This window comes from Aeromonas simiae (genome assembly GCF_014892695.1).
In the GTDB taxonomy this organism is placed as follows: domain Bacteria; phylum Pseudomonadota; class Gammaproteobacteria; order Enterobacterales; family Aeromonadaceae; genus Aeromonas; species Aeromonas simiae.
Map to the genome: position 1 here is coordinate 3,733,499 of NZ_CP040449.1, position 21,318 is coordinate 3,754,816.

The 21,318-nt window shown below is 56.0% G+C and carries 18 protein-coding genes; 11 read left to right on the top strand and 7 right to left on the bottom strand.

All coding sequences use genetic code 11. From position 1 onward, the window contains the following. The first annotated feature begins 162 nt into the window (after window positions 1-162). From FE240_RS17790 to glmU, 10 genes are all read left to right on the top strand, one after another. On the top strand, window positions 163-573 hold the full coding sequence (locus FE240_RS17790) for an ATP synthase subunit I (protein WP_042047673.1): 411 nt from the start codon (window positions 163-165) through the stop codon (window positions 571-573). 8 nt (window positions 574-581) lie between these two features. Continuing rightward, window positions 582-1,361, top strand: a complete 780-nt coding sequence (gene atpB / locus FE240_RS17795) for a F0F1 ATP synthase subunit A (protein ID WP_042047672.1) — start codon at window positions 582-584, stop codon at window positions 1,359-1,361. 60 nt (window positions 1,362-1,421) lie between these two features. Further along, on the top strand, window positions 1,422-1,664 hold the full coding sequence (gene atpE / locus FE240_RS17800) for a F0F1 ATP synthase subunit C (RefSeq protein ID WP_042047671.1): 243 nt from the start codon (window positions 1,422-1,424) through the stop codon (window positions 1,662-1,664). Window positions 1,665-1,718: 54 nt separating this feature from the next. Beyond that, window positions 1,719-2,189: a F0F1 ATP synthase subunit B gene (gene atpF, locus FE240_RS17805; RefSeq protein ID WP_042047670.1), complete on the top strand. Its 471-nt coding sequence runs from the start codon at window positions 1,719-1,721 to the stop codon at window positions 2,187-2,189. A gap of 13 nt (window positions 2,190-2,202) precedes the next feature. Beyond that, window positions 2,203-2,736, top strand: a complete 534-nt coding sequence (gene atpH, locus FE240_RS17810) for a F0F1 ATP synthase subunit delta (protein ID WP_042047669.1) — start codon at window positions 2,203-2,205, stop codon at window positions 2,734-2,736. Window positions 2,737-2,751: 15 nt separating this feature from the next. Next, entirely contained in the window at window positions 2,752-4,293 is a 1,542-nt protein-coding gene (atpA, locus tag FE240_RS17815; protein WP_042047668.1) for a F0F1 ATP synthase subunit alpha, read from the top strand. A 42-nt stretch (window positions 4,294-4,335) separates the two neighbouring features. Further along, window positions 4,336-5,202: a F0F1 ATP synthase subunit gamma gene (atpG, locus tag FE240_RS17820; protein WP_042047667.1), complete on the top strand. Its 867-nt coding sequence runs from the start codon at window positions 4,336-4,338 to the stop codon at window positions 5,200-5,202. Between the two features lie 34 nt (window positions 5,203-5,236). Next, entirely contained in the window at window positions 5,237-6,619 is a 1,383-nt protein-coding gene (atpD, locus tag FE240_RS17825; protein WP_042047666.1) for a F0F1 ATP synthase subunit beta, read from the top strand. Window positions 6,620-6,637: 18 nt separating this feature from the next. After that, window positions 6,638-7,063: a F0F1 ATP synthase subunit epsilon gene (locus FE240_RS17830; RefSeq protein ID WP_193002818.1), complete on the top strand. Its 426-nt coding sequence runs from the start codon at window positions 6,638-6,640 to the stop codon at window positions 7,061-7,063. Window positions 7,064-7,158: 95 nt separating this feature from the next. Then, the gene (gene glmU, locus FE240_RS17835) at window positions 7,159-8,520 is read left to right on the top strand and encodes a bifunctional UDP-N-acetylglucosamine diphosphorylase/glucosamine-1-phosphate N-acetyltransferase GlmU (protein WP_193002819.1); all 1,362 of its coding nucleotides are present in this window, start codon (window positions 7,159-7,161) and stop codon (window positions 8,518-8,520) included. Window positions 8,521-8,565: 45 nt separating this feature from the next. On the opposite strand, the gene FE240_RS17840 is transcribed toward glmU, so the two are convergent. Further along, the gene (locus FE240_RS17840; RefSeq protein WP_152315468.1) at window positions 8,566-9,366 is read right to left on the bottom strand and encodes an extended-spectrum class D beta-lactamase OXA-830; all 801 of its coding nucleotides are present in this window, start codon (window positions 9,364-9,366) and stop codon (window positions 8,566-8,568) included. A 212-nt stretch (window positions 9,367-9,578) separates the two neighbouring features. Here FE240_RS17840 and FE240_RS17845 point away from each other — a divergent pair, with 212 nt between their 5' ends. Further along, complete coding sequence (locus FE240_RS17845; RefSeq protein WP_193002820.1) at window positions 9,579-10,496, top strand: LysR family transcriptional regulator; 918 nt, start codon at window positions 9,579-9,581, stop codon at window positions 10,494-10,496. Window positions 10,497-10,513: 17 nt separating this feature from the next. Here FE240_RS17845 and FE240_RS17850 read toward each other — a convergent pair whose 3' ends face one another. From FE240_RS17850 to traN, 6 genes are all read right to left on the bottom strand, one after another. Further along, window positions 10,514-11,611 carry an NADH:flavin oxidoreductase/NADH oxidase gene (locus FE240_RS17850; protein WP_193002821.1) on the bottom strand — a complete coding sequence of 366 codons (1,098 nt, stop codon included), beginning with the start codon at window positions 11,609-11,611 and terminating at the stop codon, window positions 10,514-10,516. Between the two features lie 347 nt (window positions 11,612-11,958). Beyond that, the gene (locus FE240_RS17855) at window positions 11,959-15,252 is read right to left on the bottom strand and encodes a DEAD/DEAH box helicase (RefSeq protein ID WP_193002822.1); all 3,294 of its coding nucleotides are present in this window, start codon (window positions 15,250-15,252) and stop codon (window positions 11,959-11,961) included. Between the two features lie 653 nt (window positions 15,253-15,905). Continuing rightward, window positions 15,906-16,139 carry a helix-turn-helix transcriptional regulator gene (locus FE240_RS19075; RefSeq protein ID WP_069140162.1) on the bottom strand — a complete coding sequence of 78 codons (234 nt, stop codon included), beginning with the start codon at window positions 16,137-16,139 and terminating at the stop codon, window positions 15,906-15,908. Further along, complete coding sequence (locus tag FE240_RS17865) at window positions 16,136-16,375, bottom strand: helix-turn-helix transcriptional regulator (protein WP_069140161.1); 240 nt, start codon at window positions 16,373-16,375, stop codon at window positions 16,136-16,138. Before FE240_RS17865 ends, FE240_RS19075 begins: the two co-directional genes overlap by 4 nt. Before the next feature lie 789 nt (window positions 16,376-17,164). Further along, entirely contained in the window at window positions 17,165-18,049 is an 885-nt protein-coding gene (gene trfA / locus FE240_RS17870; protein ID WP_223376073.1) for a plasmid replication initiator TrfA, read from the bottom strand. Window positions 18,050-18,452: 403 nt separating this feature from the next. Then, window positions 18,453-21,242 (bottom strand): conjugal transfer mating pair stabilization protein TraN, encoded by a 2,790-nt coding sequence (gene traN / locus FE240_RS17875; RefSeq protein ID WP_069140160.1) that lies wholly within the window; start codon window positions 21,240-21,242, stop codon window positions 18,453-18,455. Window positions 21,243-21,318: the final 76 nt, after the last annotated feature.

The window sequence follows — 21,318 nt, forward strand, 5'->3', positions numbered from 1 at the left end:
TGCATTACTTTGCATCTGAAAGGATCCTGAATAACGGGTCAAAGGCCGCAAAAAATAAGGATTTGCGCCGTGTTGCAATAGCTTATTGCAAGGGTATAATTTGACCGGCTTTAATGGCTGTAATCTCGGGGTCTTCGGATCCCAATTTTTTACAGTTCTGTAATCTTCGGGAGTCTTCTGGTGAAGCATAGTCGAGTCACGGGTGGTCTGGCACTGGCCTTGGCTCTGATGGTTTGTCAGTTGGTCCTGATCCTCGCCATCGCTACTGTCTGGTTTCTGCTAGATGGTGAGGTGGCGGGACGCTCTGCCCTCTTAGGAGGCGGGGCATTCTGGGTCCCTCAATGCCTTTTCAGTGTCTGGGTCATGCGCCGCAAGGTGGATAAGCACAGCGCGGGACTGGTGCTGTGGGACTTTTATGGTGGGGCAGGGATTAAGCTCATAACAACAACAGGACTCTTTGCCCTGATGTTTGGCAGTGGAATGGAAATCAGTTTCGCTCCCTTCTTCTGCGCTTACTTCCTCGCTCTTGTTGTACAGTGGATGGCTTCATTCACTCTTAACAACCACTACTAGGAAACCTCATGGCTGCAACCGGAGAAGTCCTGACCACTCAGGAATATATCTCCCACCACCTGCATCACCTGCAAGTGGGCTCTGGGTTCTGGACGGTCAATATCGACTCCATGATATTTTCCGTCGCTCTCGGCGTTTTGTTTATCTGGTTGTTCCGCAGGGTCGCCGTCAAGGCTACCAGCGGTGTACCCGGTAAGCTGCAGTGCTTCGTCGAGATGCTGGTCGAGTTCGTGAATGGTAGTGTCAAGGATATCTTCCATGGTCGTAACCCGGTGATCGCACCGCTGGCGCTGACCGTGTTCGTCTGGATTTTCCTGATGAACTTCATGGATCTGATTCCTGTCGACTTTATCCCTCACGCTGCCGTGATGATGGGTGTTCCTTATCTGCGCGTGGTTCCCTCTGCTGACGTTAACATCACCATGTCCATGGCCTTGGGCGTGTTCTTCTTGATCCTGTACTACAGCATCAAGGTCAAGGGTGTGGGCGGTTTTGTGAAGGAGCTGACTATGCAGCCCTTCAACCATCCGGCCTTTATCCCCGTTAACTTCATCCTGGAAACCGTCACGCTGATATCCAAGCCTGTATCTCTGGGTCTGCGTCTTTTCGGCAACATGTATGCTGGCGAATTGATCTTCATCCTGATTGCAGGTTTGTTGCCCTGGTGGTCACAGTGGATTCTGTCTGTGCCCTGGGCCATCTTCCACATCCTGATCATTACGCTGCAGGCGTTCATCTTCATGGTGCTGACCATCGTCTATCTGTCGATGGCGCAACAGGATCATTGATGACGCAACCTGTTTTACCCCGTTAAACCATTAATAGTTAAAATAATTTTGGAGATCCTCATGGAAAACTTGAACATGGACCTGCTGTACATCGCTGCTGCTTTCATGATGGGCCTGGCTGCCATTGGCGCCTCCATCGGCATCGGTATCCTGGGTGGTAAGTTCCTGGAAGGTGCTGCCCGTCAGCCGGATCTGATCCCTGTTCTGCGTACCCAGTTCTTCATCGTCATGGGTCTGGTTGACGCGATTCCGATGATTGCTGTTGGTCTGGGTCTGTATGTGATGTTCGCGGTGGCCGGTTAAGTTCCGCTTCTACCCGACGCACAACCCATTAACTAACTTAAGAGGACTCAGGCTGTGAATATCAACGCCACCCTCCTCGGCCAAGCAATCGCTTTCTTCCTCTTCGTCGTGTTTTGCATGAAGTACGTATGGCCGCCGCTGATGGCTGCCATCGAAGCCCGTCAAAAAGTCATTGCTGACGGTCTCTCTTCTGCCGAGCGTGCCAAGAAAGATCTGGAACTGGCTCACGCCAACGTTTCCGATCGTTTGAAGGAAGCCAAGCTGCAGGCAGCTGAAATCATTGACCAGGCCAATAAGCGCAAGGCCCAGATCATCGATGAAGCCACCGTGGCTGCACAGGCCGAGCGGGAGAAAATCCTGGCTCAAGGCCGTGCCGAGATCGAAGCCGAAAGCCATCGTGCCAGAGAAGATCTGCGCAAGCAGGTTGCTGCCCTCGCCATTGCCGGCGCGGAGAAGATCCTGGAGCGTCACATCGACCAGGCTGCCAACAACGACATCGTCGACAAGCTGGTAGCTGAACTGTAACGGGAATGGGGCCATGTCTGAACTGACTACCATTGCTCGCCCCTACGCCAAGGCTGCTTTCGAGTTTGCCGTTGAGCACAAGGCGGTGGATCAGTGGCTGGGGATGCTGGAGTTTGCTGCCGAAGTGAGCAGAAACGACACCATCGCCTCCCTGATCAGCAGCGCCATGGCTGCCGACCAGCTGACAAACGTGTTTGTCGGTGTCTGCGGTGAGCAGCTCAACGAGCACGGCCAGAACCTGATCCGGGTGATGGCCGAGAATGGTCGCTTGGGTGTATTGCCGGCGGTGGTTGCCGAATTCCATCTGCTCAAGGCCGAACAGGAAAAAACTGTTCAGGCTGAGGTGGTATCGGCAACTGAGCTGACCGATCAGCAGAAAGCCAACATTCAGGCTTCTCTGGAGAAACGTCTCGCGCGCAACGTGAAGCTGAATTGCAGCATCGATGCGTCTTTGATGGCCGGAGTGCTCATCAAGGCCGGCGATCTGGTTATCGACGGTTCCCTCCGCGGTAAGTTGGATCGGATGGCTGACGCGCTGCAATCTTGATTGGGGTATTAGAGCATGCAACTGAATTCCACTGAAATCGCCGAGCTGATCAAGCAGCGCATTGCGCAGTTTGACATCAAGAGCGAGGCGCACAACGAAGGTACTATCGTCTCTGTTAGCGACGGTATCATTCGTATCCACGGCCTGGCCAACGCCATGCAAGGGGAGATGATCGAGCTGCCGGGCAACCGCTACGCTCTGGCTCTGAACCTCGAGCGTGACTCCGTTGGTGCGGTCGTCATGGGTCCCTACGCCGATCTGGCTGAAGGGATGAAGGTCAAGGGTACCGGCCGTATTCTGGAAGTGCCGGTCGGTCGCGGTCTGCTGGGCCGGGTGGTCAACACCCTGGGTCAACCGATCGACGGTAAGGGGCCGCTGGATCACGACGGCTTCTCTCCGGTAGAAGTCATCGCCCCGGGCGTTATCGAGCGTAAGTCTGTTGACCAGCCTGTCCAGACCGGTCTGAAAGCCATCGACGCCATGATCCCTATCGGTCGTGGCCAGCGTGAGCTGATCATCGGTGACCGTCAGGTAGGTAAGACTGCCATCGCCATCGACACCATCATCAACCAGAAAGAGTCCGGCATTAAGTGTGTCTACGTTGCGATTGGCCAGAAGGCCTCTACCATCGCTAACGTGGTACGCAAGCTGGAAGAGCACGGTGCTCTGGCCAACACCATCGTGGTGGTGGCTTCTGCTTCCGAAGCGGCTGCCCTGCAATACCTGGCACCGTACTCCGGTTGCTCCATGGGCGAATACTTCCGTGACCGTGGTGAAGACGCGCTGATCATTTACGACGACCTCTCCAAGCAGGCCGTTGCTTATCGTCAGATCTCCCTGCTGCTGCGTCGTCCGCCTGGACGCGAAGCCTACCCGGGTGACGTCTTCTATCTGCACTCCCGTCTGCTTGAGCGTGCTGCTCGCGTGAACGCCGACTATGTCGAGAAGTTCACCAACGGCGCCGTCAAGGGCCAGACCGGTTCGCTGACCGCCCTGCCGATCATCGAAACCCAGGCTGGTGACGTTTCCGCGTTCGTTCCGACCAACGTGATCTCCATCACCGACGGCCAGATCTTCCTGACCACCCAGCTGTTCAACTCCGGTATTCGTCCGGCGGTTGACCCGGGTATCTCCGTATCCCGTGTAGGTGGTGCGGCGCAGACCAAGATCATCAAGAAGCTGTCCGGTGGTATCCGTACCGCGCTGGCCCAGTACCGCGAGCTGGCTGCGTTCGCCCAGTTCTCTTCCGACCTGGATGACGCAACTCGCAAGCAACTGGATCACGGCCAGAAGGTAACCGAGCTGATGAAGCAGAAGCAGTATGCCCCGATGAGCGTTGCTCACCAGGCTCTGGTGCTGTTTGCTGCCGAGAAGGGTTACCTCAACGACGTCGAACTCAGCAAGATTGTTGATTTCGAAGCCGCTCTGACCTCTTACGCCAATACCCAGCATGGCGAGCTGATGGCTGAAATCAATGCCAAGGCCGACTACAACGACGAGATCGTTGGCAAGCTGACTGCGTTGCTCGATACCTTCAAGGCAACCCAGACCTGGTAAGCGTGTGTGGCAGCGCAAGCTGCCACCTGATGGAGAGAAGAGATGGCCGGCGCAAAAGAGATACGTACCAAGATCGGGAGTGTGAAGAACACTCAGAAGATCACCAGCGCTATGGAGATGGTTGCGGCAAGCAAGATGCGCCGTGCGCAGGATCGCATGTCTGCCAGCCGTCCCTACGCTGAAACCATGCGCAAGGTGATCGGCCACCTCGCCCAGGGGAACTTGGAATACAAGCACCCCTACCTCATCGAACGTGAGGTCAAGCGAGTGGGCTATATCGTCATCTCCACCGACCGTGGCCTGTGTGGCGGCCTGAACATTAACCTGTTCAAGTCTGCCCTCAACGACATGCAGCAATGGAGCCAGAAGGGCGCCCAGGTTGACCTGGCCCTGATTGGCAGCAAGGCCTCCGGCTTCTTCCAGAAGTACGGTGCCAAGGTCGTTGCTCAAGTGTCCGGCCTCGGGGACTCCCCGAGTGTCAATGACCTGATCGGTTCCGTGAAGGTCATGCTGAAGGCCTACGACAACGGTGAGATTGACCGTCTGTATCTGGTGTACAACAAGTTTGTAAACACCATGGTGCAACAGCCCAAGGTCGATCAACTGCTGCCTTTGCCGATTACAGAAGACAGCAAGCTCGCCAAGAAGAACCACTGGGATTACCTCTATGAGCCGGATCCCAAGAAGCTGCTGAACACCCTGCTGGTTCGCTATGTCGAATCCCAGGTGTACCAGGGCGTGGTAGAAAACCTGGCAAGTGAACAGGCAGCCCGAATGGTTGCCATGAAAGCCGCGACTGACAACGCCGGCAACCTGATTAACGATCTGCAACTGGTGTACAACAAGGCCCGTCAGGCCAGTATCACCCAGGAGCTTACTGAGATCGTGTCTGGTGCCGCTGCGGTGTAAGGCAAGGGTTACCTAAAGGTTTAGAGGATTTGACATGAGTAACGGTTTCATCGTCCAAATCATCGGCGCTGTGGTGGACATCGAGTTCCCGCAGAATGCCGTGCCCCAAGTGTACGATGCACTGAAGGTCATCAGCGAAGGCCATGGTCTGGTGCTGGAAGTTCAGCAACAGATCGGTGGCGGCGTTGTTCGCTGTATCGCCATGGGCTCCTCCGACGGTCTGCGTCGTGGGATGGAAGTGGCCAATACCGGTAAGCCGATTCAGGTACCGGTTGGCAAAGCGACCCTGGGTCGCATCATGAACGTGCTGGGTGAGCCGGTTGACGAAGCGGGCCCGATCGGCGAAGACGAGCGCTGGGGCATCCACCGCGAAGCGCCGAGCTACGAAGAGCAGTCCGGCTCTACCGAACTGCTGGAAACCGGCATCAAGGTTATCGACCTGGTATGCCCGTTTGCCAAGGGTGGTAAGGTCGGTCTGTTCGGTGGTGCCGGTGTAGGCAAGACCGTCAACATGATGGAGCTGATCCGTAACATCGCGATCGAGCACTCCGGCTACTCGGTATTTACCGGTGTGGGCGAGCGTACCCGTGAGGGTAACGACTTCTACCACGAGATGAAGGAGTCCAACGTACTGGACAAGGTTTCCCTGGTGTACGGTCAGATGAACGAACCGCCTGGAAACCGTCTGCGCGTGGCGCTGACCGGTCTGACCATGGCCGAGAAGTTCCGTGACGAGGGTAAGGACGTACTGCTGTTCGTCGATAACATCTATCGTTACACCCTGGCCGGTACCGAGGTATCCGCACTGCTGGGTCGTATGCCCTCCGCAGTAGGTTACCAGCCGACCCTGGCCGAGGAGATGGGTGTTCTGCAGGAACGTATCACCTCCACCAAGACTGGTTCCATCACCTCCGTACAGGCCGTTTACGTGCCGGCGGATGACTTGACCGACCCGTCTCCGGCCACCACCTTCGCCCACTTGGACGCGACCGTGGTTCTGTCCCGTCAGATCGCTGCCCTGGGTATCTACCCGGCCGTTGACCCGCTGGACTCCACCTCCCGTCAGCTCGATCCGCTGGTGGTAGGTAAGGAACACTACGAGACCGCCCGTGGCGTGCAGACCGTTCTGCAACGTTACAAGGAACTGAAGGACATCATCGCGATCCTGGGGATGGACGAGCTGTCGGAAGACGACAAGCTGGCCGTAGCCCGTGCCCGTAAGATCGAGCGCTTCCTGTCCCAGCCCTTCTTCGTGGCCGAAGTGTTCACCGGTTCTCCGGGCAAGTACGTCTCCCTGAAGGAGACCATCCGTGGCTTCCAGGGCATCCTGAAGGGTGAGTATGACGATCTGCCGGAGCAGGCGTTCTACATGGTTGGCGGCATCGACGAAGTCGTCGAGAAAGCCAAGAAACTGTAAGCCTCGATAGGAGGGCCCATGGCTGAGATATCCTTTCACCTGGATGTGGTAAGCGCCGAAGGCAAGCTGTTCTGCGGTCGCGTCCAGACTGTCCAGGTATCAGGCTCCGAAGGTGAGCTGGGTATCCACCACGGTCACGCTCCCCTGCTGACCTCCATCAAGCCGGGCCTGGTCCGCTTGGTGAAACAGGGCGGTGGTGAAGAGGTGCTGTACATCTCCGGCGGCATGCTGGAAGTACAACCGGAAACCGTGACCGTGCTGGCGGACACTGCGATTCGCGCCGACGAGCTGGATGAGGCGAAAGCCCTCGAAGCCAAGCGTTCGGCCGAGGAGCGGATCCACAGCTCCCATGGTGATATCGACTACGCCCAGGCGTCCGCCGAGCTCGCCAAGGCGATGGCCCAGCTGCGGGTCATCGATATCGTCAAAAAGAATTACCGCTAAACGCGGTGAGGCAAAAAGCGACCTGCGGGTCGCTTTTTTTTTGACCCTCCGATAGACTCCGCCGGGTATTTCCACTCGGATTCAAGGTCGAAGTCATGTCTCTCAACGTCGTCATTCTGGCCGCGGGCAAAGGCACCCGCATGCGCTCCCCCCTGCCGAAAGTGCTGCATCCGGTCGCAGGCAAGGCCATGGTCTCCCACGTCATCGACACCGCCCGCCAGATCGGCGCCGAACAGTTGCACCTGGTTTACGGTCACGGCGGTGAACTGCTCAAGGAGCGGATCGCCGCCCCGGATCTCAACTGGGTGTTGCAGGCGCAGCAGCTGGGCACCGGTCACGCGGTGGCTCAGGCCGTTTCGTTCTGGAGCGATGACGACGACGTACTGGTGCTGTACGGCGATACCCCGCTGATCCAGCCCGAGACCCTGCAACGGCTGTTGGCCGCCAAGCCGGCCGCCGGCATGGCGCTGCTGACCGTAGTGCTGGACAACCCGACCGGCTATGGCCGCATTGTGCGCGAGCAGGGTCAGGTGGTCGGTATCGTCGAGCAGAAGGATGCCAACTCCGAGCAACTCACCATCCGCGAGGTCAACACCGGGGTGCTGGTGGCCAACGGTGGCCAACTGCGCAGTTGGTTGTCGCGTCTGGATAACAAAAATGCCCAGGGTGAGTTTTATCTGACCGACGTCATCGCCATGGCCCACGCCGATGGTTGCCCAATTGCCGCGGTACACCCGGAACGCGCGGCCGAGGTGGAGGGGGCCAACAACCGGGTTCAGCTGGCGGCGCTCGAGCGCAGCTACCAGCAGATGCAGGCCGAGCGCCTGATGATCGCCGGGGTGAGCATGATGGACCCGGCCCGCTTCGATCTGCGTGGCGAGCTGAGCGTGGGGGAAGAGGTGGTGATCGACGTCAACGTCATCATCGAGGGCAAGGTGACCCTGGGTCACCGGGTAGTGATCGGCGCCGGCGCCATCCTCAAGGATTGCACCATAGGCGATGACACAGAGGTAAAACCCTACTCGGTGATTGAGGGGGCCAAGGTGGCGGATCAGTGCTCGGTCGGGCCGTTTGCCCGGCTGCGCCCCGGCGCGGTGCTGGAGCAGGATGCCCACGTCGGCAACTTCGTCGAGATGAAAAAGGCGCGCCTTGGGGTGGGCTCCAAGTGCGGTCACCTCACCTATCTGGGCGACGCTGAGATCGGCGCCAAGGTGAACATCGGTGCTGGCACCATCACCTGCAATTACGACGGGGTGAACAAGTTCCAGACCATCATCGAGGATGACGTCTTCGTCGGCTCCGATACCCAGCTGGTGGCACCGGTGCGCATCGGCAAGGGCGCCACACTGGGGGCTGGCTCCACCATCACCAAGAACGTAGCCGAGAACGAGCTGGTGATTACCCGGGTGCCTCAGCGCCACATTCAGAACTGGGCGCGCCCGGTGAAGAAGAAGTGATGCGATAGTGCAATGAACAACGGCGCCTGCGGGCGCCGTGTTGTTTTAGTTAGCTTGCTCAGCCAGCTTGGCCGGTAGGGCGGCCAGCACCTCCTCCTTGGCTTTGAGCGAGGCGAACTGCTTGCCGGGCGGCTGGATCACGGTATGCACGAAGATGCGTCGTTCGCTGCCCTTGCTGGCCCAGCCGACAAACCAGCCGATCTGTCGTTGCCGGTTGAGGCTGCCATCGAGTTTCTTGGGATAGCCCATGCCGGTCTTGCCATGGATCTGCCAGCCGTCGATCTCGCTCACCTTGAGGAGATTGGCGGTATGTTGCAGGGTGCTCGCCGCCACCGGCAACTTGCCTTCCAGCATGCGGCCGAGGAAGCGGGCCTGCTCTTCGGGGCTGATTTGCAGGCTGCTGCTGAGCCAGGCCTGGGTCAGGCCATCCTGTTTGCCCGGATGGCCGCTGAGATCCCGGTTGCCGTAGTCGAATTGGTCGACGTAATGCTGAAGGCGCGGCATGCCGAGCCACTCGGTCATCAACTGGGAGAACCACACCACCGAGTAGGTCATCCAGCGGCTCGGGGTGGTGGTCTCGTGCCAGGCGGGCAGCCAGCCGTTATAACCGGGCTTGAAGGGGAGCGCGGGCCGCTGTTCATCAACCAGATAGCCGCTGTCATAGCCCATCAGGGCCAGCGGGATCTTGAAGGTCGATGCCGGTGGGAGACGCATGCTGCACGCGCCCTCACGGGAGAGCGTCTTGCCACTGCCATCGGCAAACAGGAAGCAGCCATCGTTGGCGGCCGCTGGCAGGGCGAAAAGCAGACCGGCGGCCAATAGGCCACGCAGCAGAATGGGGGTCATCTTGGTTCCTCGTGCGAGTGGAGGGGGGCAGCATAGCAACAAATGATGCACTGCCAAGCCATCTTCCCCGAGGGACAACGGAAGGAGGAGCCGCTGCCCGCTGTGCTGTGCCAATCTGTGTCTCAGCCGAGCGAGTACCGTCACGAGCGGCTGTATCCCGCCCAGGGATTGACGCAAGATAGGGGGATGACCCTCCCATCATAGCGGTAGCCATGACCGATATTCGCAAGCTGGATCTCAATCTGCTCAAGGTCTTCTCCGCCCTGCTCGACGAGCGCAGCGTCACTCAGGCGGCGGCCCGCCTCTCCCTCACTCAACCCGCGGTCAGCGGCATGCTGACCCGGCTGCGCGAGAGTTTTGACGATCCCCTCTTTGTGCGCACCGCGCGCGGTGTGGTGCCGACCCAGCGGGCGCTGGAGCTGGCCCCTACCCTCAAGCGGGTGCTCGCCGATGTCGAGACCATGCTGCAACCGGCACACTTCGATCCTGCCTGCGCCGAGTTCAGCTGGTCGGTTGCTGGCACCGATTATTCGCTACAGGCGGTGGTGGTTCCCTTTTTGGCCCGGCTGCGCCGGCTGGCTCCTGGTATCCGGGTGATGGTGCACCCCATCGATGATGGGGCCGTGTTGCGCCAACTGGAGCGCGGTGCGCTGGATCTGGTGCTGACGACCCCCGAGGTGACACCGGCCGAGTTGCACCAGCGCCCTCTTTATGACGAAGAGTACGTCTGCGTGCTGCGCACCGATCACCCCGTGCTGGCCGAGGGCTTGACGCTGGAGCGCTTCTGCGCCCTGGATCATGCGCTGGTTTCCTACAGTGGGGGTGGCTTGAGTGGCTCCACGGATCGCGCCCTGGCCGAGTTGGGGCTGCGCCGGAGGGTGGCGCTCTCGGTACCGAGTTTTCTAGTGTTGCTCGAGGTACTGCGCGGCAGCGATCTGCTGGCCATGATGCCGCGCCGGCTGGTGGACGGGGTGAGCGGGGTCTGCGTGGTGCCCGCTCCGCTATGGGTGCCCGGTTTTACCAAGGTGATGGCGTGGCACGAGCGCACCCATAGCAATCCGGCGCAGCGCTGGTTGCGGGAGCTGTTGCTTGAGACCTGTGGGACGGACGAGATGAAAAACGGCGCCTGACGGCGCCGTTTCTGGTCTTAATTCGGGCGGTAGCGTTCCAGCCAGTGGGCATAGGGCGCCGGCAGCACCCAGGAGGGTCGCTCCACTCCCAGTGCCTGCGCCGCCTGATAGGGCCAGTTCGGGTTGGCTAGGTGTACCCGGCCGATCATGGCCAGATCGATATGCCCCTCGGCCAGTGCCGCCTCGGCATGATGAGGGTTTTCGAGCCCCCATGCGGTGGCCACCGGGATCTGAGCCTCGCGGCGCACCCTACCTGCCACGGGGGCGAGGAAAGCCGGCCCCCAAGGAATGTTGGCTTGTGGGGTGGAGAAGCCCACGCTGACACTCAGCATGTCGAGCCCTTGCTCCTTCATGGACTGGGTCAGGGCGATCGCCTCTTGCTGGGTCTGCTCGTCGTTGCCGTCATATTCGATCACACCGAAGCGGGCGGTGAGCGGCAGATCGGCAGGCCACTCCTGGCGCACTGCCGCCAGGGTCTCGAGCAGGAAGCGGCCGCGTCCTGCGGCGCTGCCGCCGTACTCATCCTCACGCTGGTTGGCGTGCACCGAGAAGAAGCTCTGGGCCAGATAGCCGTGGGCGAAGTGCAGCTCCAGCCACTCGAAGCCGGCATCACGGGCACGCCGGGCGGCAGCCGCGAAGTCGGCCTGTAACCGCTGGATGTCGGCGTGGCTCATGGCGCGTGGTTCGCGATCCAGATGCTGACCGAACGGGATGGCGGAGGGAGAGAGGGTCTCCCAGTAGCGGGGATCGTCGGCGGCAATATGATCATCCCCCTCCCACGGCTTGTTGGCGTTGGCCTTGCGCCCTGCGTGTGCAATCTGAATGCCTGGCACGGCGCCCGCGGCCTTGATGGCGGCGGCAATGTGGGCCAGCTCGGCGGCCTGCTCATCATTCCACAGGCCAAGGCAGGCCGGGGTGATGCGCCCCTCGGGGGAGACGGCGGTGGCCTCGACGATCACCAGGCCGGCGCCGCCCCGTGCCAGGCTGGCGTAGTGGGAGAGGTGCCAGGCATTGGCCATCCCATTCTGGGCGCTGTACTGGCACATGGGAGGGATGGCGATGCGGTTGCGCAGGGTGACGCGCTTGAGGGTGAAGGGGGTGAACAGGGCTGACATGGACTCTCCTGCGGATAGAAAAGGGGAGCATGATGCCAAGAGGGGGGGATATAAATCCAAATGTGATTGCTGATGTCTTATATCAATAAAAATGATATCACTCGACCTGTTGATATTATTTTTAGCGATAGTTAGCGCCACCAACGGTGGTGGCCCCGGTTTTACCGATACCTTCGCCTGTGGTGAGAATCACGAAGACTCCTCGTATTGAGCAACAGATAGGCGGTCAAAAATTCATGAATGAAGATTTCCCATACATCACAGTTGTCATGTGGGAAATCTTCATTCCTTCGATGATCGGGCCTATAGATGGAATCCGATATCATGAAATTTTTGAGACGAAACAGTTATGAGGGATATGCCTCTGCTGGCTGTACATGGGCTTCTTGCTGCCTCGGGGAGGCTGTTCGCAAGGCTGCATAGGCATCAGAGAAAAAGGGAAGGCAGCCCCAAGTTTCCGCACAACCAACTATATAAACGCGCTTTTGGGCGCGAGTCACCGCCACGTTAAGCAGGTTAGGTTTACTGCTTGCCCAGTCGGCCGCACCTGGACTTTCCTTGGAGAGTCCGAGCACCAAGATGACGTTTTTCTCCTCCTGGCCTTGGAAGGTGTGCACTGTACCAATTCTGCGGGTTACTAATTCCTGTAACTGTTTTACTAGCTTGGTATTGTGCGACACCTTGGGGGTTAGGGCTCTGCTCAGATAGCGCTGAAGCTCCTTTTTGATCCGCTTGAAAGGGGTGATGATGTAGACATCCGGTAAAGCCTGATACTGGTGCAGATAGGCCTCTAGCATGTTCGATACATGTTGTGCCTGTTGCGGCACGAAATGCTTGCCTTCTACCTGGCCGCGGATGTCGAACCAGCAGCTTGGTCCCCAGAGAAACTCTGTCGCATCATGAGGATGATCTGAACCGTGGATCATTTTGTTGTTGTATGCGATTTGGTTGGCGATGGAGAACATAGGATCGTCACAACGGCGGTGAACTCGCAACGGGCTACCCAGCCAGAGGTTTTGATTAATCTGCTGAGTACCATATGGATTGCTTCTGTCGGCCAGTTGCTGAATTGAGGTCATACCTGGTGACCAGTACAGCCACTGTTTTCCCAGTCTTTGCTTGGCCATTGCTTCGACAAAGGCTGGCGGTATGGTGAACACCGGTTCAATCTGCAATGGATCGCCGACCACTACGGCGCGTTTGGCACGCCACAAGGCTCCCACTGCTTGTTGTGGGCTGGCTTGGCCTGCTTCGTCAATAAACAGCCAGCCTATGTCACCAGAGCCCAAGGCGGAAAATTGCCTGGCTACCGAGGCAAAGGTAGAGGAAACCAGAGGAACTACCATAAACAGCAACTGCCACAGTGCCTTGGCGACGGCTTTATCTGCCACCTTTCCATTGACGGTGGTTATCAGGTGATAGATCGAATCGTACAGGTTATTTTTTCCATCACTATAGGCGGCTACCAACCAGGCTTGATGTAGCTCCAGTGCTGCAACGGTCAATTGGGCGCGGGCCTGATTCAATGCTAGGCATTGACCGAATGCTTGACGTTGTACACTCGCAGTTTCGAAATCGGTCTCTGGGCCAGCAAAGTTGGCGTCCGGATAACGAGCCAATAATGGCGTGCAGGTCAGTCGTTCGGCCGCCAGTCTGCCTTGTAAGTCGGTGAGCTTTATTTGTGCCACTGTTAGTTGCTTGGTCAGCAGATCGCGGCGTAGCCCCAGTCCACGTAAGATGGTCTTACCACGGCAATGACGTACCAATTGCCCTTTCCACCACGCTGGGAGCCTGCTGCGCCGTAGGGCTAACCTGGCATCCAGGTGGGCTAGTCTCCGCGCCTTGCTATCAAGACTCCATTGCTGTGCTTGACACTCTGTATGCAAGTTATTGAGCGCTTCGAGGCGGGATAACTCCTTTTGAATGTTCTCTACCTGTTCACGTGCTGAGCAAAAAGCAATTTGGGCATGGGAGAAGTCTTTCTTTAGGTTTTGGCCAGTGGCCAGCTGTTTGAGGGCTGGGACTAGAGTGCGGTAATGGTGCGCTTCGCCTTGGGCATCCAAATAATCGATGGTTTCAAAGAACACTTGGTTACCAAAGCGCTTACGGTTTTCCGACTTACCCAAGGTTGTTGCAATTAACCCCCAGCAATCGTCCCGCTCGGTTAGCGGTTCCACATAACTGCGCTTGTTTTTAGGGTAGTGGTGTTTGGCTGCCAGCTTCTGGGCCACGGGTTTGAGATAGGCGCTCTGCCGATAGGCCTGTCCCAGGCTCTTGAGCTGAGGCAGCTCCTTGGAGATGTTCTCTACCGCAGCATTATTGCTTGAGGCCACCACCATCTCAAAACCAGTCAGTCCAGGGATCAGCGTCTTAATAGTTTTGGCTTTACCGTCTAGGTTGAGCGTGAGGTCGGGGCCAAAGGCACAGCCAGGTTCGGCTAAGTCTGCTAACACCGCCGCGCGTGATACCAAATTATGGGCCACTAAGTCCCGCAGCATGGTTGTCTTGCCAGTGCCAGGCGGGCCATTGACCGAATAAAGACCTGTGTTAAGCAGATCGTGGGTGATGGTATTGATGGCGAACTGTTGCATCAGGCTCATGGAGTGGGAGTCTTCGCCGGGCCAGCGTCCCAAGGGCAACCGTGCCAAGCGCAGTCCCTCCCGTAGTACAGTCTCGCCTTTGGTTGTAAGCAAATCCGGCCGGCGTGGCACGCTGTCACTCAGGTAGCGGCTAAGCGGACTCTCTTGAGACAATCCATTTGCCGCTATGTCTGCCTTGACCCGTTCAAGATCACGTAAGTAAAAGCTGTTGAGGATAGTAATTTCCTCTGGCGCATTGGTTGAAAAGGGTTTGGGCCCTGAGGATTGATGCTTGTCATCAACCTGAGCTTGGGTCATACCCAGTTTGCTGGGTAGTTGGCTAAGGGGGAGCCATTGGTGAGCCTGTGTAATTGCTGGCGCGCACTTAACTTTCTTCATGTCCAGTTCGGTGAGCTGAACTAACAGTGCTGGGTGTTTTTCGAGATTCTGGGGGGAGAAGGTGCTCCATTCTCCCATGACTTTGAGAAACTCTAGAACCTCAAAGGTGGTAAGGGCTGGAGGTAGCTGGTGTTCTTGCTTGAGGTTGTCGGCGACGGTGACTATCTCCAGCAGTCGCTGCTGCAACTGCTGACTGGCTGTCTCGTAATCTTCTAATCTGATTGCTTCCAGATTGTGGATTTGCAATTGCCCCAAGGCCCAAGTGACGGTGGAGCATTCCAAGCTGTCTGGGTCGAGCCGACCATTCTGATCCAAGGAGAGCTTAAGGGTGCATGTAAGTCCCTCGTTGTCTATCTGCTCGTCGTTGTTTCCCTCCCAGTGGGGAAAGGCAAGGCGGGCGGCCTTAAAAATTTCACTGCGATCGAAGATGCCCAAATAGAGGATGTAACGGTAGGGTTTGTTCGGCGAGTGGTGGGGAGATGCTCGCCGGATCTGCTGGTGGTTCATCCAAGGCAGGCAGATCGGATCAGCGTTCAGCTCGGATAGCTGATATTGGATTACTCCCTCGCCCTGTTTACGTAGCTCCTGAATATCGGCGGACTCAAAAAACTCTACATTGTGCCAAAAATCGAGCACTTGTAAGGGGAAGTTTGATTGATTCATTGGGCTACCAAGACGAGAAAAAAACAGAGGGTTATCTTGCCATGGCGACCTGCTTGGAGCCACTGTGTTGATCACTGGTGGCGATTAATACCTTCTTTTTTTATCACGCTCTCTGCTCTGGCATTGGTCAATTGCTCCCAAGTCATCTGGCGACGTCGTCCGTGGGTCGTGTAACGGTATGCCCAGTAACTTTGGCCTTATAAAGTAGAGTCCTAATCCGTCAGCAAAGTGTCCAAAAGTGGGGGGCGTTGTCCAAAGCTGCGATTTTGGTGGGATTGAGGATTGCCATGAGTGGTATTCCTGCTGGTTACACACACAGAAAGGACATACCACTAACATTGCTTGGCAATGGGGACAGTACTCACCGGCTCATGAAATTGAAAAACAACAGATATCTATAACTGTTATGTAAAAAAGCCCTTGATCATCAAGGGCTCGTTTCGCTTGGTGCGCGGAGTGAAACATCACTCAATGTTCTGGATCTGCTTGTGGAGTGTTAGGTTGTATTTATTTAAAATCAATGTGTTATGCATGAATTTTGGCGTTCTTCAAGGAGGCCACTAACCACTTTACTCACCAGTTGGCCAAAGCTATATTGAAGTTCAGCCGTAGACGTAGGGTACCACATCCCATCCAAGGGCCGAGAGAGGAGGCTACTTCTGCATCCAGGCTAATAGGTCCGACAGCAGCCATACTGTGCTTCCCCCGACTCTTTTACGCCGTGGGACTTCACCAGACCTCTCCAGCCGCCACCAGGTTGTCCTGCTGATGGCGGTGATGCGTTCGCGCTCGGCCTCTTTGATCAACCGTTCGGACTCATTGTAAGCTCGGAGGATCTCTCCCCGAGTCTCCGCTGGCGGCGGAGAGAATCGGTTCGCCTGTGTCATGAGGCTTCCCCTTGCTTGTTACGCAGCAACCACTGGTCGATTTCGGAGCGCTTGAAGTAGACCCTTTTGCCCATCGGTTTGAAAAACGGGATCTCTTTCTTGGACGTCAACTTGTACAGGTACGAGGTGGACAGGCCCGTATAGATGGCACAGTCATTAATGGTCATGATTTCTTTGGCAGGAATGGCCAGTGATTGGAGCTGTTCTAGCACAGATACCAGTTGATTCTCAGTCATAATCTTTCCCTTGGGTGGTCAGGAGTTGCTGTTATTTTCTCTTGATCACCCTTCGAGGCCGACCTCTGGAATTGCCCTTTTCGGACAATTTGAGCGGTATTGCTACTCTCTGATTTCACATGCAGGGTCACCGCCTTGAGTTCTGTGGCTTTCTGACGAGGTTCATGGGGTACCTGATGATCAGACATCTAACGATGTAGACTTCACAGATAACGCTTGATTGTTTCTTGAGCAGGCGGGTTAAAATAAATATTGGTTTATAGAAAAGGTTAAATAAGAGGTTAAAGATAAGGTTATATGGGTGTGGATATCCCATGTAAGAATTTGATTTTGAAAAATAAAAATCAAATATCCTGCCCCTCTTATGTCAATAAGGAGCCCGTCAAATGTCAATAGTTGGCCCCTCAAATGTCAATGATAGCGCCCCTCAAATATCAATAACGTTGCCCCTCAAATGTCAGTAATCCGGCTGGGTTTCCAACAGGGTTGCCCACAGCAATAGTGGATAACTCGCGGTTGCGCTGGCGTTTTACCGCGCTGTCGCGGCTCGGAAACAGCCAAAATAGCAACGCGCCCCTCATTTGTCAGTAGCTTGCCGAGGGGGTTGCCCCTCAAGTGTCAATGAAAGCCCCCCACTTATCAGTATTGGCCGCATTCCCCAGATATAATTCAGGACTTATGCACAGGCTGGTCGGTCGTCCAGGGCGTTTTGTGGTGTGCGCAGAAGTAATGATTGGAGGGAAAGGTGTTGGAAATCAGAAGGGATAGAGATGGTGTTTAAATCCAGAGTCACCGTTTGCAGTGCACCAAGTCATTATGAACCCAGGCACTTGCCACCATGTCGTTCTCGCACAGCTCGTCACAGGCCGCGCCGACCTGTTCGCGCCACTTCTTTGCTCTGGTTGATTCTGAGCCGCACATCAACCGAAAGGTCTCCAGCTTAAGCGGATAGGGCTCTTTGTGGGATGCGAAGTAGTCGAACATCCGCCGGGCTGTGGGCGACAGCTTGCGGTACTTTTCCCAGACGAATTTCGAATAGTGATCGCCAGCGAAGAGCACGACGATCTCTTCGTCGATTTCAACCTGGCATAGAGATGTTTTCTTGCCTCGATCCAAGACGCGGAATCGATGGATAAGCGACAGTGATTCGAGGCGGCCGATCCGCGCGGAGGAAAAGGCCATTGCGGACGCCTGGAGACGAGACAAGCATTCTTCGGCCTTGGTGTAATAGGCTTTGTTGATCGACCAACCCAAATCCTGGCAAAGTCTGTAGAACGTGAAAGTAATTGGCTCGCCCAATGGCGACCGTTTGGAATATTCCAGTACCTGCTGCCAAACTAGTTCGTCGTCCTGAGCGCGCAGCTCAACACCTGTATAGGTTATATTCACGTCTTTGTTGACATGGTAAATGGGGTGGTTCTGCAAGGCCGCACGGGGAGTGCGCTTGTTGCGCACAGTGAACAGCGCCGATCGAGCGTAGTCGTTCGGCATGACCCGCATATTGTCGGACCAGGGAGCAATGTCGAATAGCGAGAGTTGCAGGTCTTTTATCTCCTGCTTCGTGTGTTGAAGTAGAGCCGCCTGCTTCGCTTCATCCACTCTCGCAGCCAGCACTTCGGCGGCTGGCTTGCGGCGCTTTTTATTGCCCTCCATATATCTACTAGCAGGCTTCATCAGACTCAACCAGACGAGACGCCAGCCAGGATTCAAGTTGGTCGACCCGATAGCGCAGTGTCCGCTCTCCAGCCAGACGATAGGGCCGAGGAAAAGTTGGATCGTTGGCCCGGATTCGTTGAAGCGTTGGCGCGGAAATCTTCAGTAGAGCAGTTACTTCGTGCACTGACAGAAGCTGTAGATACCTGTGACTAGTGTCACTTTCGATTTGGATTGTCTGCTGCATAGGTTCCCCTGATGAATTTGATCACAGGGGTAATTTTGCTGGGTGGCGTCTAAAAACCTCACCTCTGGAAGTGCCCTTTTCGGGCGCAAAGAACGAGAATCACGAGAGAACTTTCACATGTGAAAGTTTTCATCAATGATTAAAGCCAGCATGATGCTGGCTTTAACGGGGTGGATCTCAATTCGAGCCGTCCCAGTCTGGGAAGATCTCAGACGTCAAGTCGCGCCTTGCCTTATCGACGTCGATGCCATTCAAGCGTTCCAATGTTCTCTCCTGGGCATTCTTGCGACTACCGTCAATGTTGAAGTCGCTACCGGCGCCGGTAAGGCTGTCGAGGTTTAGCGAACTCGGGTCCGGAAACTTGCCGTTCTGTTGCAGAATCCCAAGCCACTCGTCCAGGTTGACCTTGCTCCAGTCAATCTCAGCGATTTTGTCCAACGGGATGCCACCACACTGAGGGTTCTTCGGATCACCAAAGGACTGACCCAGTTGAGGCCGAACTTGCTCTTGGATGATACGAGACAACGGGGAGTTGAAGCAGCAGTAAGCCTCTCGCTTCTCGATACAAGCACCAAGCACTTTGGACTTACAGTACGAGCCGACATAGGAGCAATTCTTGAGCGCCCTCTTGGCGTTCATGGTGAACTCATCCTCCTCGCATTTGTAAACCATCTGAATCATGACCATCGCCACAACATAGGCCGTATATATTGTCATTGCCGTGCTCAGCCAAGTGGCGGCGCTTTCCATCATTCCTTCCTGAGCCATCTTGCCCGCACCTCCGGCAGCCGCCTCCTGAGTCGCCGCATCCTGCCCAAGTCCTTTCATGATGTCCGCCATGACCTCTTTAACCTGCTCGGTCAGTTGGTCCATCAATTCATCAATAACCTGCTCTACCGGTTGATAGAAAGAATCAACTGCGCCGGAGATATTCTCGATATAGCTGGTGAAAGGTTTGGTTATTTCGGTCCAGCCTTCCAATACCGGTTCCCGGAGGATCTGGTAAGCGCCTTTGATTGAATTACCGTTCTGCAGGCCCATTACTGCACCGTCCAGCTTTGGTACTGCCATGATCAGGTTAAGGTAGTCGGCTAGCGAAATGTTAGATGGCTTCTCGCAGCAATCAGATACCCCGCCTACAGCGATCTTGCATTCACCGGCTTCCCCCGCGAACGCAGAACACACAACGTTCTCATCGCCAGTTGGGTTCTTGTCCCCATCTTGCCCAGTACAGCTCATATCCTGGGTCATAAACTGAGCCGCATTGAGAAGAGCTGTGGCACGGGCAAAGTCAGTGCTTTGGGTCTTTGACACATCGAGACAATCATCACCCATGCAGCGAATAGGTCCTCCACACTGGTACTCGGTCTCCTTTTCAAGCGTTGGCACAGCCACATCGGAGCCGCAATCGTAAGTATCTTCATGCACATAGCAGGTGCCGGATGCGCCCTCGGCCCCATCCACGCACTTAGAGCTGATAAAACCGCACTGCGGGTTATTCTCGAATTCAGTACAGCTATTGAGATTACCGCCCGAGTTGACCGGGCAATGGGTTTCCCCCTGGGGATCGGTCCAGCAGTCCATTTGCCCTTTGTAGAAGTCGTAGTCAGCTTTGACCCGCACCTTTTTGCAGAGCTTTGGAATGCCTGGCAGGGGTGACGGCTTGAGTTGTGATTCACAAACCTTGATGCCATTGATAACAGTGCAGCCGGTAGTATCGGTCGGGTCATCAATACAGGTAATTTCCCCTTGAGCGAATCCGTCAGCTACGCCTTTGGCTGAGTCCATACAGCTCTGCGGAGACCATTCATCCTTGGTAATGGCTTTGGATGGGTCATAATGGATTTTGATGCGGCCATAGCCTTCACCTTCCCCGGTTACTGAAACCCGGATCTTGAAGGTAACGACATCACCATCTTTCACATTCTTGAAATAGGGTGTGACATCAACATTTGGGTTCCGCTCCCAGCTCGTGGAAAGCTCACATTTACCAGCAGTTTCAGGAGGGAAGTTTCCATTCGGGCCGGACCACACCTTAGCCTCTTGGCCGGATTTACCGACCCAAACCTGCATGTAGTCGTCCCACTTCACATATTCAAGCGTCGCGGAAACGATGGCGTCCGGGTTGCTTACCTGGACACGGGTGTATTCCTCATAGATTTTGCAGTTACCTGCCCAATAGTCGTCACCGACTTTACCAATCCAGAGCTCTGTACATCCTTCGCCACAAGACTTGAGGTTGTATGGACCGTCATAGTGCTTTACTACAGAGGCATCGTAATCATGAACCACTTCGCAATGAGCGCTTTGGTCAACAACGCGCTGGCATCGCTCATACTCAGGAACATGAGCATTGATAGCGTTCTGGTTGATGGTTGTTTCGGCAGAGCAATCTCCAAACCCATCAGCAATGAGGTCCATGTCCTCGTAGGTCTTTTTGCTCAGGTTTAGTATCGGGTCCTTACTGAAATCTGGACGTGAGCGGTTAGCTGCATCGAGGAGTACTTTGTAGGCAGCGCCTGAGATTGATGGATCGGCGCTATTCGCGTCGGACCAAAGAGCCCCCTTGGCGCTGTTGCCCACGTCGTCCATGTCGTCGCCGGAATCATAAATACCCTGGAGCATGTCAACATCGGGTTTGTTGGCATCCGGGAAATAGTAGCTCTCGGGTTGGCCGTCACCGCCGCTGGTTCCTGGAAACAGGTCATTCACATTGATCTGGCTTCCGCCATTCATCTGGAATTGACCGTCTTTCAGCGTCGGCATCGAGATCGTGCCGTTTTGGACCGAACCAGAGTTGGCTCTGAACGAGTTGGCGAGGTCTTGACCAAAGGCCTGGGCTTCTTTCCCAACGGAGGAGATGTCCGGATTCTGGCCGCCGGTGGCGTATGCATTGGTCGGCAGTAACGACATTGTGACCGTCAGCAGCGAGGCCACCGTTCTCATGAAGAGTGTTTGGTTTCTCATAGCATGGCTCTCAATAAAATCTTGAGCACCATGCTATTCGCCTGAAGTAATAAACCTCCTACGCCAAACTGCCCAA

Coding starts and splice junctions, on each gene's coding strand:
- atpB (WP_042047672.1), top strand. CDS start 582: ATGGCTGCAACCGGAGAAGTCCTGACCACTCAGGAATATATCTCCCAC.
- atpE (WP_042047671.1), top strand. CDS start 1,422: ATGGAAAACTTGAACATGGACCTGCTGTACATCGCTGCTGCTTTCATG.
- atpH (WP_042047669.1), top strand. CDS start 2,203: ATGTCTGAACTGACTACCATTGCTCGCCCCTACGCCAAGGCTGCTTTC.
- atpA (WP_042047668.1), top strand. CDS start 2,752: ATGCAACTGAATTCCACTGAAATCGCCGAGCTGATCAAGCAGCGCATT.
- atpG (WP_042047667.1), top strand. CDS start 4,336: ATGGCCGGCGCAAAAGAGATACGTACCAAGATCGGGAGTGTGAAGAAC.
- atpD (WP_042047666.1), top strand. CDS start 5,237: ATGAGTAACGGTTTCATCGTCCAAATCATCGGCGCTGTGGTGGACATC.
- FE240_RS17830 (WP_193002818.1), top strand. CDS start 6,638: ATGGCTGAGATATCCTTTCACCTGGATGTGGTAAGCGCCGAAGGCAAG.
- glmU (WP_193002819.1), top strand. CDS start 7,159: ATGTCTCTCAACGTCGTCATTCTGGCCGCGGGCAAAGGCACCCGCATG.
- FE240_RS17840 (WP_152315468.1), bottom strand. CDS start 9,366: ATGACCCCCATTCTGCTGCGTGGCCTATTGGCCGCCGGTCTGCTTTTC.
- FE240_RS17845 (WP_193002820.1), top strand. CDS start 9,579: ATGACCGATATTCGCAAGCTGGATCTCAATCTGCTCAAGGTCTTCTCC.
- FE240_RS17850 (WP_193002821.1), bottom strand. CDS start 11,611: ATGTCAGCCCTGTTCACCCCCTTCACCCTCAAGCGCGTCACCCTGCGC.
- FE240_RS17855 (WP_193002822.1), bottom strand. CDS start 15,252: ATGAATCAATCAAACTTCCCCTTACAAGTGCTCGATTTTTGGCACAAT.
- FE240_RS19075 (WP_069140162.1), bottom strand. CDS start 16,139: ATGACACAGGCGAACCGATTCTCTCCGCCGCCAGCGGAGACTCGGGGA.
- FE240_RS17865 (WP_069140161.1), bottom strand. CDS start 16,375: ATGACTGAGAATCAACTGGTATCTGTGCTAGAACAGCTCCAATCACTG.
- trfA (WP_223376073.1), bottom strand. CDS start 18,049: ATGAAGCCTGCTAGTAGATATATGGAGGGCAATAAAAAGCGCCGCAAG.
- traN (WP_069140160.1), bottom strand. CDS start 21,242: ATGAGAAACCAAACACTCTTCATGAGAACGGTGGCCTCGCTGCTGACG.